This is a genomic window from Anaerococcus ihuae, from assembly GCF_928368155.1.
Classification (GTDB): Bacteria; Bacillota; Clostridia; order Tissierellales; family Peptoniphilaceae; genus Anaerococcus; species Anaerococcus ihuae.
Genome location: NZ_CAKMRU010000002.1, coordinates 370,177 through 382,447, shown reverse-complemented (window position 1 = coordinate 382,447; position 12,271 = coordinate 370,177). Strand labels below are relative to the sequence as shown.

At 30.5% G+C, this 12,271-nt stretch carries 10 protein-coding genes; all 10 read right to left on the bottom strand.

Features of this window, described 5'->3' with window-relative positions; translation table 11 throughout:
• Window positions 1-233: 233 nt before the first annotated feature.
• Window positions 234-1,292: an enoyl-CoA hydratase/isomerase family protein gene (locus L6653_RS06975; RefSeq protein WP_236786220.1), complete on the bottom strand. Its 1,059-nt coding sequence runs from the start codon at window positions 1,290-1,292 to the stop codon at window positions 234-236.
• Window positions 1,293-1,365: 73 nt separating this feature from the next.
• A complete protein-coding gene (locus L6653_RS06970) occupies window positions 1,366-2,181 on the bottom strand; it encodes a MurR/RpiR family transcriptional regulator (RefSeq protein ID WP_236786218.1) in 816 nt (271 codons plus the stop codon).
• Between the two features lie 9 nt (window positions 2,182-2,190).
• Window positions 2,191-3,087, bottom strand: coding sequence for an ROK family protein (locus tag L6653_RS06965; protein WP_236786217.1), 897 nt, complete (start codon window positions 3,085-3,087; stop codon window positions 2,191-2,193).
• Window positions 3,088-3,143: 56 nt separating this feature from the next.
• Window positions 3,144-3,593: a NanQ anomerase/TabA/YiaL family protein gene (locus tag L6653_RS06960; RefSeq protein WP_236786215.1), complete on the bottom strand. Its 450-nt coding sequence runs from the start codon at window positions 3,591-3,593 to the stop codon at window positions 3,144-3,146.
• 8 nt (window positions 3,594-3,601) lie between these two features.
• The gene (locus L6653_RS06955) at window positions 3,602-5,113 is read right to left on the bottom strand and encodes a sodium:solute symporter family protein (protein ID WP_236786213.1); all 1,512 of its coding nucleotides are present in this window, start codon (window positions 5,111-5,113) and stop codon (window positions 3,602-3,604) included.
• Window positions 5,114-5,123: 10 nt separating this feature from the next.
• Entirely contained in the window at window positions 5,124-6,044 is a 921-nt protein-coding gene (locus L6653_RS06950; protein WP_236786210.1) for a dihydrodipicolinate synthase family protein, read from the bottom strand.
• Between the two features lie 29 nt (window positions 6,045-6,073).
• Window positions 6,074-6,778: an N-acetylmannosamine-6-phosphate 2-epimerase gene (locus tag L6653_RS06945; protein ID WP_236786208.1), complete on the bottom strand. Its 705-nt coding sequence runs from the start codon at window positions 6,776-6,778 to the stop codon at window positions 6,074-6,076.
• A gap of 725 nt (window positions 6,779-7,503) precedes the next feature.
• Window positions 7,504-8,844, bottom strand: a complete 1,341-nt coding sequence (locus L6653_RS06940) for a sodium-dependent transporter (protein ID WP_236786207.1) — start codon at window positions 8,842-8,844, stop codon at window positions 7,504-7,506.
• A gap of 59 nt (window positions 8,845-8,903) precedes the next feature.
• Window positions 8,904-10,547: a tryptophanase gene (locus L6653_RS06935; RefSeq protein WP_236786205.1), complete on the bottom strand. Its 1,644-nt coding sequence runs from the start codon at window positions 10,545-10,547 to the stop codon at window positions 8,904-8,906.
• Between the two features lie 446 nt (window positions 10,548-10,993).
• On the bottom strand, window positions 10,994-12,268 hold the full coding sequence (locus L6653_RS06930; RefSeq protein WP_236786203.1) for an amidohydrolase family protein: 1,275 nt from the start codon (window positions 12,266-12,268) through the stop codon (window positions 10,994-10,996).
• Window positions 12,269-12,271 lie beyond the last annotated feature (3 nt).

Here is a 12,271-nt window from a genome sequence, read left to right as displayed (position 1 = left end):
TTTTTCCAATTTTATTGAGTTTTTTAAATTAGGATAATTTAAAATTATCTCAGGATGTTGACAAGCTAAAAATTTGCCCATTTCGACCGAGTGCTACGAGCGGAGAAATCTCATGAGATCTCTCCATGCGTTCGTTTCACTCACTTAGTCGAGATGGTACGTAGCTTATTTTTATTTTAAAATAAAATATTACCTACATTCATACTTTGTCTACGCACTGGGATAATTTAAAATTATCTTTCTCTATGCATTTTTTCAATTCCAAGTAATTTTTTTACTTTTTCATCTGAAACTTCTTTTACTGATTTTTCCTTCCAATTTGCTTTTTCTTTATCAATTATTAAAGACCTTATCCCCTCTTCCATCAAGCCTTCTTTTCTTGAATATTTTAAAATTTTTAGATCAAGGTCAAAGACTTCATCTTTGCTTAGGTTTTTGCAAACAAAGTATTTTTCAAATTGAACTTTTAGCATGAAAGGAGATTTTTCGTATAAATTTTCCAAAGTATTTTTTGCAAATTCGTCTTTTTCTTTATTTTCTTCTAAATTATTAAAAATTTCTTCTATGGAAGATTTAGAAAAATATTTTTCTATTTTTTCTAAATCTTTTGAAATTTTAGAATTTTCCTCTGTATTTTTAAATTTTTCGCTTTCTTTTCTAAATTCTTTTATTAGTTTTTCTCCCTCATAATTTTGAGATAGGTCAAATAAAAGATTTAATACTTTCTCATAATCATCAGATTTTATTGATAAATCTGCCAAATTATATGAAATCAAGTCTTTTGTCCCTAAACTTTCTCCACAAAGTCCAAGATATTGACCAAGGGCTTGGGGAAGTTTTGAAAGGTGCTTACATACTCCAACGTCTGGAACAAAACCAAGTCTTGTTTCTGGCATAGCCCAATTTACGCTTTCGTCTGCAATTATAAAATCAGAATTTATGCTAAGACCAATTCCTCCTCCCATTACTATTCCAAAATAATGGCTAATAACTGGCTTTTTGTAATTTTTCACGTACTTATCGAGGATAAATTCTTCCTCATAAAATTCGTCCTTATTTTGGCAAGAATCATTTAAAAGATAGTCATTGTAAATTTCTTTTAAATCTCCTCCTGCACAAAATCCTTTCCTGCAAAGTGAATCAAACAAAACTGCCTTTATTTTGTCATCATCTTCCCATTTTTTGAGAGTTTTTTCTATATCTTTAACCATTTCTAAATTTAGGGCATTTATTACTTCTTTTTTATCTAAATAAATTATTCCTATATTTTCAACTATTTTTTCTTTAATCATTTTAATCACCTATATTTAGGATATTTTAAAAGTAGAAATTGTCAAGAAATTTGACCGATAAATATTTTATAAATTATTCCGTCCCTAAGGCTTTTAGGGTATCGCCGTGAAGTTTTTCCTTGGTGTTTTTGTCTTCTTTTACAAAATAAGAATATAAAATATCAACCATTACTGAAATTGGAAATTGTGGACTTATGGCATTACCGTAGTTTAAATGTTTTAAGGATGGAACAAGTATTACTTCGTCGCAATAATCCTTGTACAAATCTCTATTTTGAGAAGTAATTAGGATTGTTTTTGCATTTTTGTTGTAGGCTTGTGATAAAAAGAGCAAAACTTCGCTTGTATTTCCGCTTATACTCAAACCAAAAATCAAGGAATTTTCATCGTGAAATGCCCCTCTCATTTTCATTTGATCGGAATCTGTAATTGAGTCAATATTTACTCCTATTCTCATAAACCTTAATTCCATTTCATTTGCAGCAAGTCCTGATGAGCCTTTCCCACAAGCAACAACTCGGTGGGCCTTGTTTATATAATTTATTATTCTTTTTATTTGGTTTTCATCTATAAGGCTATAGGTTTTATTTAAAAGTTCTTGGTAGGTGTTTAAAACTTGGCTAACATTTCCGTTTATATCTTCTTTTTTTTCTACAAAATCTTGCCCATATTGGTATACAAATTCTCTATATCCTCTAAATCCACATTTTTGTGCAAATCTTGAAAGGGATGCTTGGGATACAAATAGTTTTTCTGCTATACTTTTGCTTGAAAAATCATCTCTTTTATTGTTGTATATAAAAAAATCTGCTATATTTTTTTCTACTTCTGTAAAATTTTCATAATTTGATTCTATTATTTCTACAACAGATTTATTGTAATATTCCAAAATAATCCCCTACTTTTCTTCAATTTCTCTAAAATTATAATAGGCTCCAAGCATGCCTGCAGAATTTTTGTGTTTGGCAAATTTTAGGCTGATATTTTTGTAAAATCTTTCTTGCAAATATTTAGATAATTTTTCTTCAATTTTTTCTTTCAAATATTCTTCTTGGGCCATTATGCCTCCTCCCAAAACCACAGTATCAGGATTTAGCATATAGGATAAATTTGCTATACCAAGACCTAAAACATCGCACATTTCATCAATTGCTTTTATACAAATTTCATCGCCTTTTTTTGCATTTTGAAAAACTTTTTTTCCATCCCACAAAGATAAGTCTTCGTTTTTTTCTCTTGCAACCTTTTCTACCAAAGTTTTTGCTGAACCAAGCTTTTCAAATTCATCATCTCTAATATTCATGTAGCCTACTTCAAAAGCTGACCCATTTGCCCCATGGATTATTTTTCCATCAATTATTCCACATCCACCAATTCCTGTTCCAATTGTAAGAGTAAGGCAAACTTTACTATCTTTTCCTGCTCCAGATTTATATTCAGCAAAACCCGCACAATTTACATCATTTTCTACCTGACAAGGCAAGGAAAATTTTTCTTCAATGGTCTTTTTAAAATTAATGCCAATATAATTTGGGATAAGGTCTGATGCATGATAAATTGAGCCTTTTTTTGTATCAACCACGCCTGCTGTTGAAATGCAAACTCCCATGATTTGGTCATTTTGATTTTCTTTTACAAAATTTCCAACTATTTTTATAACCTCATTTAAGATATGGTCTCCGCCTTTTTGGGCATTTGTATCGATTTCATACTTTTCCAAAATATTTGCATCACAATCGATAAGTCCATATTTTATGGCAGTTCCGCCTATATCTATGCTTATATATTTTTTCATAATATCTCCTTTAAAAAATAAGAGGCAAATGCTCATCACACTGCCTCTATTATATCCTATAATTTGATTTTAAAAATTGCTTTTTTAATTTTTTGTGGATCTTTAACTTTTACGGCTGTCATATGACCATCATTTGGATAACAAATTAGAAAATCTCCCTCATTTAAAATTACTGATGAATTTTTTTCGCCTTCCATAGCTTGATAATCATCTTCTTTTTTATATGGGCCCAAGTCCATATTATCGATAAAATTTAAATCAATTTGTTCAATTCCATCAAGCATAAGGTGAAGGTCAAGATAATCTTTGTGAGCTTCCCAAAATCTATTTTCAGGATTTGTAGTTTCATATTCTACTATATTTACAAAAAGATCTTCTCCCTTTATAGGATGACTTCCTTTTTCCATTTTTTTCATATCATTGTTTTTATAAAACTCAAAACATTCTTTTATTTGATCGTTTAAATAATCAAATTCTTCTAAATTTTTTATATTTCCAAATATCATCTTTACCCCTAATTTTGATTATAAATTGTTGTGTTTTTTGGTAATACAGTTTCTTTACCCTTAACTTTATTGTAAATTGCTGATCCAATAAGTCCAACTACTAAAGAAACTAATATTGATATAATTGAGTATGACCAGAAAGAAATTTTTGCAGGATCTATGAAATATTTTATATAAATCATAACGCCGCTTGCAGCGATAAAGGCAAGTGTTGCTCCAAATTTATTTGCAGTTTTTGTAAATGCTCCAAGGATAAATGTTCCTACAAGTATTCCCAAAACAAGACCCATAAATCCATTAAACCATTCGTAGGCAGATTTTATATCTCCATTTGCCAAAATCATTGAAACAATTATTGCAAAAATCCCTACTACTAATGAAACTCTTTGACCAATTTTTGTTTGTTTTTCAAAGCTTAAATCTTTTTTCAAGCTTGATTGAATATCTAAAGCCCAACTTGATGCAACTGAATTTAATCCTGTTGAAAGAGTTGATTGGCTTGCTGCATAAATTGCTGCAAGTAATATTCCTGTAAATCCTACTGGAAGCTCAAAAGCTATCCAAGATGCAAAAATTTGATCTTGTTGAGCTGCTGGTGGTAAAGGATTGCCTTGAACTTTATAAAATACGAAAAGTCCTGTTCCTATAAGATAAAATACTGTCGCAATAAAAATTGATAGACAACCGTTTGTTATCATCATTTTATTTAATTTTTTTGTATCAGTTGTAGTTGTAAATCTTTGTACAATATCTTGACTTGAAACATAAGATCCTATTGTATTTAAACCAGCTCCAATTATTAGTAAAAATATTGAATCCCTAAATATATTTGCATCAAATATTGGTTCGTTTACTGCTAAAAATTTGTGATTTGTGAAAAGTTCGTTTGCTACTGCTCCAAATCCACCATTAATATTTGCCATTAAATAAAATAGTCCAAAAGTTACTCCAAGAAGTAAAACTGATCCTTGGATAAAATCTGTCCACAAAACTGATTTTAGTCCACCAGTATAGGAATAAATAATTGCTATAACTCCCATAATTATAATTAAAATGTTTACATTTATACCCATAAGTTTTGATAAAACCATACATGGAAGATACATTATAATTGACATTCTACCAACTTGGTAGATTATAAACATTACTGCTCCAAGAATTCTTAGGCCCTTGCTGTCAAATCTTAATTCAAGATAATGATAAGCTGTATCTATGTCAAGTTTACTATAAATTGGTAGGAAAAATTTTATAGTAAAAGGAATTGCTACAAGCATTCCAAGTTGTGCAAACCACATAATCCAAGTTCCTGCATAAGAATTTCCTGCAAGAGATAAAAATGAAATTGGACTTAAAAGTGTTGCAAAAATAGAAACTGAAGTAACCCACCAAGGAACTGTTCCATCACCCTTAAAATACTCTTTGCCCTTCATTTCTTTTTTAGAGAAATGAAGGCCTGCAAATAATACTGCTCCTAAATATACAATTAAAATAACTAAATCAACTTTAGTAAAACCTTGCATTTTATTCACCTTAACCTAAATACTTTTCTTTAGCATCTTTTATCATCTTAGCAGCTTCTTTTACAAAATCCATATCAGAATCAATCAAGTTTTCAAGAGGTTTTCTAACTCCACCAATATCTAAATCTTCATTAATTCTTAATATTTCTTTAATTACTGCATACATATTTCCACGAGCTGAGCACATTTTATAAATTATAGAATCAACAGCATATTGAATTTCTCTTGCCTTTTCTAAATCTTTATTTTTTAGACATTCATCCATTTTCAAAATCAATTCTGGCATAACTCCATATGTTCCACCGATTGCTCCTTCAGCTCCAATAAGTCTTCCTGAAATAAATTGTTCATCTGGTCCGTTAAAAATTATATAATCATCTCCGGCATTTTGTTTAAACATTTGAATATCTTGAACTGGCATTGAAGAATTTTTAACACCAATTACATTAGGATTTTTTCTCATTTCACTAAATAAAGATTGTGTTAAAGCAACTCCTGCAAGTTGTGGAATATTATAAATTACAAAATCAGTATTTGGTGCAGCAGAAGAAATATCATTCCAATAAGAGGCAATAGAATATTCTGGAAGTCTAAAATAAATTGGAGGAATAGCTGCGATAGCATCAACACCCAAACTTTCAGCATGAGCTGCAAGTTCCATAGAATCTTTTGTATTGTTGCAAGCTACGTGAGCTATAACAGTAAGCTTACCCTTAGCTTCTTTCATTACATTTTCAAGAACAATTTTTTTATCCTCAACACTTTGGTAAATACATTCTCCAGAAGAACCATTAACATAAACACCTTTAACACCTTTTTTGATATGGTATTTTGTAAGTTCTCTTACCCTTTCAGGACTAATTTCTCCGTTTTCATCATAGCATGCATAAAATGCTGGAATAACTCCCTTATATTTGTCTAAATTTCTCATAATTTTCCCTTTCTTTTATTAAATATTTTTTATTTTTTTAATTCATCAATTTTTTCTGTAAAATTTTTAGTAATAACTTGTGGTCTTGTAATAATTGATCCAACAACGACACTATAAGCACCAAGTTCCAAAACTCTTTTTGCTTTTTCAGGTGTATTAATATTTCCTTCAGCTATTACTTTATTCTTTACATTTTTAATAATATTTCTAAGAATCTCGAAATCATTTTCATCGATTTTATCATTTTTAGATTGGTCAGTATACCCAACCAAGGTAGTTCCAATAAAATCAAATCCAAGCCTATCTGCATTTATGGCCTCATCAAGTGTAGAACAATCAGCCATAAACAATTTATCTGGATATTTTTCCTTAACTTTTTTGAAAAATTCATCAATTGTAATATTTCCAGGTCTGAAGTCCTTTGTAGCATCCATTGCTATAATATCAGCCCCACAAGAAACAAGTTCATCAACCTCATCCATAGTTGGTGTTATGTAGACTTTAGAATCCTCAAAATCTTTTTTAACAATACCTATAATAGGTAAGTCAACTTCTTTTTGTATTTCTTTAATATCTTCACTGGTATTAGCCCTAATACCTTTTGCTCCACCTTCTTTAGCAGCTTTTGCCATTCTTCCCATAATAAAAGATGAATGCAAAGGCTCATCAGGTAAAGCTTGACAAGATACTATTAATTTGTTTTCAATAGCACTTACATTAACTTTATCAGCCATAAAAACCTCCTTGATGATTAAAGTATATTCCATCTTAAATTTATTTTCAAGATTTTAATCAAATTTGAAATTACTTTCATAAAAACAAAATAAAAAAATCATTTTCCCGTTTTCCAATAAAAATTTTGAAAGGCAAAAGAAATTAATTTCATTAAATTTGTGTTATTTAAAATTAATTACCAAAAAAAGAAAATGCTCAGTAAATAAAAAAGCAGGATAAATCCTGCTTAGACTGTTGACAAACTAAAAAATTTCCCCTTTCGATTAGATAAATAACCGCCACTTTTGCTTGTTTATCACGATTCATCGTGTGCAACGAGCGGAGAAATCTCATGGGATCTCTCGACTACGCTCGAGATGGGTTCTAGCATAATTTTATATTAAATTATTAATAAATTACTAGGCTGGTTTATCCATTATTTGAATCCTAATTATCTAAGTTTAGGCTTTTTTCAAACTGAATTTCCAATTGCGATAATATAAACAAGAGTCCGTATTGGCTCTTTTCGATTTATCGTGTGCGAGAAAAAAATGATCATAAAATCTATCCACAAGTTCTGATGGTTCTTTGCGTAATTATATTTTTATAATTTTAATAAATTATTAAACTTAATTTACCTACACTTTGAGAAAAAATAAATCCTGCTTTTTAAAAATTTTTCTATTTCTTCATAAAAAAATAAGCTTATCAAATTAATTAATTTGATAAGCTTATCATTATTTTATCAGCCTATTCCTCCAAGAACTGCTCCGGCGATTAAGGCTATTATTGCTGCTCCTACGTAAACGTATTTTGAAAGTGGATAATACCAAGATCCTATTGGTTTTTTTGCACCTTCGTTTACAGCTTTTAGTGAGAAATCTTTTCCTGCAACCCATAAAAGCATTATTGCTGCTAGTGCTGCTCCAAGTGGGCAGATATAAATTGAAATTACATCCATCCATTGTGAAACTATTGGTTGAATTAATATTGCAATTACACAGCCAAATATATGGATTATTAGGGTTGATTTTTTTCTTGAAAAATTAAATTTTTCTTGTAAATATGCTACTGATGATTCATATAAATTTATTATTGAACTTATTCCTGCAAATAATACGCAAACATAAAATATTATGCTTACTATTCTGCCGCCAGGCATTCCGTTTAATACATTTACTAAATAAATAAACATTAAGCCAGGACCGCCTGTATCTAGGGCTGTATTTGCTGTAGCCATAGCTGGAATTATTACAAATGCTGCCATCAAGGCTGCTATTGTATCAAAAACTGCTACATTTCTTGCAGATGTTATCAAGTTTTCTTTTTTTGATAAATAAGAACCATAAATTACAGTTCCTGATCCTGCTACTGAAAGTGAGAAAAATGCTTGTCCAAAAGCATATATCCAAACTTTTGGATTTTTTATTAACTCATTATCTATTGTAAATATATATTTATATCCTTTTTCTGAGCCTGGTATTGTTGTAATATAAATTGCAAGACCTACAAAAAGAATGAATAAAGCTGGCATCATAATTTTATTTGATTTTTCAATTCCGTTTGAAACTCCAAGAATCATAATTACACAGCTTACTACTATTGCAACTACAATCCAAAGATTTGCTCCCATTGCTGTTGCTGTTTCAGAAAACGTTTTTCCAATTAGGTCCATATCTTGACCCATTCCACTAAGTTCTCCTGAAAAAGCCATGAATGTATATTTAAATATCCAAGCCATAACACAAGTATAGCCTATGGCAAGAGCAAGTGAGCCTGCTACTGGTATTACTCCAAGACCTTCACCTATTTTTTTATTTCCATATTTTAATTCAGTACACTTACCAAAAGCTCTTACTGTTCCAGATTCTGTTGAACGACCTAGAGCCATTTCTGTTATTACTCCTGTTGTAGCTATCAAAACTACAAATATAAAATAAGGAATCAAAAATGTCATTCCACCATATTGAGAAACAAGGATAGGAAATCTCCAAATATTTCCCATTCCAACTGCAGATCCTATACATGCAAGGATAAATCCCCACTTAGACTTAAAACCGTCTCTGTTTGATATTTTATTTTCCATAACATACTCCCTAATATTATGAATTTAGCAGAATCCCATTTGGGATTCTGCTAAAAATTTTATTTTTCTTCTTCACTTGGTTCATATGGTTCTAGGAATGCGTGGAAGTGACGCATTGGTAGACTATGACCTTTTACAATTTTTATATTAGGTATTGTTGCTCTGTCTTCATACAATGCTTTAACTGCTGCTATTACATAGTCCATATGTTCTTTGCTAAGTTGACTTCTATTAACTGCAAATCTAACTACGTTAGCTACTTCTTTTTGTTGTTCTGGTGTTTTTAGATCGTATTCCATTGAATAGTTTCCAAGTTCAGCTGTTCTTATTCCGTATCTTCTAATAAGTTCTACTGAGAAACCTTGGCCTGCAAAAGTTTCTGGAGCTCTCTTGTTGTCAAAGAACTCGTCCATATTTATATAAACACCGTGTCCACCTGCTGGAAGTACAACACCTTTTACTCCTGCTTTATAGAATCCTTGAGCCAAGTATTCACATTGTTTTGTACGTGCATCTAAGTATTCAAATTTTGATGCTTCATAAAGACCTGCAGCAAGAGCCATAATATCTCTACCACTCATTCCACCGTATGAATCATTACCATAGCATGAAATTTGTTTTACTTTTAGTAGGATACCTACGTCAGTTTTAACTGATCCATCTTCATTAAAGTCTGAGAATTTCTTCCAGAATAATCCCTTATCTCTAAATGCTAAAACTCCACCCATATTTGCATGTCCATCTTTTTTAAGAGATGCTGTAAATCCATCACAGTATGAGAACATTTCTTGAGCTATTTCATTTATAGATTTATCTTGGTAGCCTTCTTCATTTACTTTTATGAAATAAGCATTTTCTGCCCATCTAGCTGCATCAAACATATAAGGAATATCGTATTTATGAGCAATTCTTGAGCATTCTCTTAAGTTTGCCATAGATACTGGTTGTCCACAAACTGTATTGTTTGTTATTGTTGTATAAACTAATGGTACATTTTCTGGTCCTAGTTTTGTAATTAACTCTTCTAGTTTTTCTGTATCCATATTTCCTTTGAATGGATTCTTTTCGTATTTACCACCTTCTGGAACTTCCCATAATAATTCTTTATTATAAAGGTTTCTTGGAATTGAACCCATTTGTTTGATATTTCCTTCTGTTGTATCAAAGTGTCCGTTTGAAGGAATTGTATAAGTTTTTCCTGGTTCTCTACTATTTAATATATTTTTTACAAGTTCAAATAATACTGATTCAGCTGCACGACCTTGTTGGATGATAAATGTGTTTGGTCTTTCCATTTGAGCAGATCCACCATTAAATAATCCGCCTTCATATTCACATAAATAAACTTCATCCATCATTTTTTCTACGTCTTCGCAATCAGTTCTTACTAGGTCAATTATTCTTTTTTGATCATTTCCTCTTTCAAATACATCTCTAAATGTATCTAAAAGTACATAATATCCCTTATTTCTACCATAAGATTCATCTCCCAAAAACATTGCAGACCATTGCACATCTGTCATCGCAGTTGTACCTGAATCTGAAAGCATATCGATTGTAAGCATGCCTGCTGGGAATGCAAATTCATTGTAGTGAGTTGCTTTTAATGCTCTTTCTCTTTGTTCAATTGTTACGTTTGGAATATTTTTTGTTACATAAGTGTAAGAATGTGGTGTAGGTACATTCAATTGATACTTTTTCATTTTAATGCCTCCATATAATAGCTACGTTAATAGTTATAAGTTAAACTGTACAGAGGAACCCCGGTCATTAATTTAAAATAATTAACTAGCGGACAGTATCCAAATTGAGAACCCCGGTTATCAAAAATGATTGTAGATTAGTGGTTAAAATTTAAAATTTCCCACATATCAAAAATAAATTGATGAGCGGTCAGCACTCCGAAAAATTCTAGAATTATCTATGAAATAGTTTACATTACTTATTGATTTTTGTCAAGAATAAGTTTTGACTTATACTTATTTTAAGAATTAAAAATATTTATAGAAAAATAATTTTATTGAAAACGTATGTAAGTTTTTTAATGATTTTGTAAAGTTTGAAATAAAAAAGTGGATGCTTGATTTTTCTTGCATCCACTTTTTTTAAATTTTCTTTTTATATTTTAATTAAAAAATTTATTTTACTATTAAAATATTTTTACTCCTCTGACAAATTTTGAAATTATATCTTCATCTTTTGAAAGATATACTATTCTTTCTAATCTTTGTTTTAAGTTAAATTCATCTTCTTCTAATAATTTTTCATCGTCAATTATTATTGCATCAAATTCGTATCCTTTTTCAAATGATCCGACTTTTCCAAAAAACTCTCCTCCGCCCAAAGTTCCCATATAAAAGGCTTCTTCAAGGCTTAAAGGTTTTATTTTTTCGTCTAATAATCTGTATCTTAATTTTGAAACTTTTATGGCATCTGCCATGGCCTTAAATATTGATGCGTGAGTTCCACCTGCCACATCTGATCCAAGCCCAATTTTTTGCCCTTCTCTTAGGTATTTTCCTGCAGGAGCAATTCCTGATGTAAGATTGGTATTTGAATCCGGACAGTGGGCAATGTAAACTCCATTTTCTTTTATCAAACTTTGTTCGTCTTCATTTGAATATACACAATGGGCCATCACCGTCTTGTTATTTTTGCCAAATAAATCAAAAATATTGTAGGCATCTCCATAAAATTTAGCCTTAGGAACTAATTCCTTGACCCATTCTATCTCACCCAAATTTTCTGATAAGTGGGATTGGATAGGAAGATTGTAGTCATCTTTTATTTTTCTCAATTTTTCAAGCAATTCGTCAGTACATGATGGGATAAATCTTGGTGTTAAAATTGGATAGGTGTTTTTGTATTTTCCTTTAATGGATTCAAGCCAATCAAGAGTGGCTTTTTCTGATTCCACTGCATCTTTTTCTTCAAGATCTACTCCACCATTTCTGTCCATATTTACTTTTCCGACAAAAGAAACCATTTTTGATTTTTCCATCAAATCCATCAAAATTATTGTAGATTTCACGTGAAGACTTGAAAAAATCACATGTCTTGTATTTGGTCCATATTTTAAATAATCTACAAATCTTTGGTAGGATTTTTTGGCATAATTTTCTTCTTTAAATTTCGCCTCACTTGGAAAGGTGTAGGTATTTAACCAGTCCAAGAGTTCTAAATCCATGCCCATGCCCCTAAAATTATACTGAGGGGCGTGGATATGAAGATCTGTAAGACCTGGACAAATTATTTTTTCTCCAAAATCTATGACTTCTATGTCTTTATATTTTTCATCTAATTTTTCAAAAACTCCCATTGAAAGTCCGTCTTTACAAATCAAATAAGAATTTTCACAAAAATTTATTTCGTTTTGATTTTTACTATAAATTATATTTCCCTTTAGGGCAAAAGTTCTTGTCATATT

Excerpts from the sequence above, each read along its gene's own strand:
- L6653_RS06975 (WP_236786220.1), bottom strand. The coding sequence starts at position 1,292 with ATGATTAAAGAAAAAATAGTTGAAAATATAGGAATAATTTATTTAGAT.
- L6653_RS06965 (WP_236786217.1), bottom strand. The coding sequence starts at position 3,087 with ATGAAAAAATATATAAGCATAGATATAGGCGGAACTGCCATAAAATAT.
- L6653_RS06960 (WP_236786215.1), bottom strand. The coding sequence starts at position 3,593 with ATGATATTTGGAAATATAAAAAATTTAGAAGAATTTGATTATTTAAAC.
- L6653_RS06955 (WP_236786213.1), bottom strand. The coding sequence starts at position 5,113 with ATGCAAGGTTTTACTAAAGTTGATTTAGTTATTTTAATTGTATATTTA.
- L6653_RS06950 (WP_236786210.1), bottom strand. The coding sequence starts at position 6,044 with ATGAGAAATTTAGACAAATATAAGGGAGTTATTCCAGCATTTTATGCA.
- L6653_RS06945 (WP_236786208.1), bottom strand. The coding sequence starts at position 6,778 with ATGGCTGATAAAGTTAATGTAAGTGCTATTGAAAACAAATTAATAGTA.
- L6653_RS06940 (WP_236786207.1), bottom strand. The coding sequence starts at position 8,844 with ATGGAAAATAAAATATCAAACAGAGACGGTTTTAAGTCTAAGTGGGGA.
- L6653_RS06935 (WP_236786205.1), bottom strand. The coding sequence starts at position 10,547 with ATGAAAAAGTATCAATTGAATGTACCTACACCACATTCTTACACTTAT.
- L6653_RS06930 (WP_236786203.1), bottom strand. The coding sequence starts at position 12,268 with ATGACAAGAACTTTTGCCCTAAAGGGAAATATAATTTATAGTAAAAAT.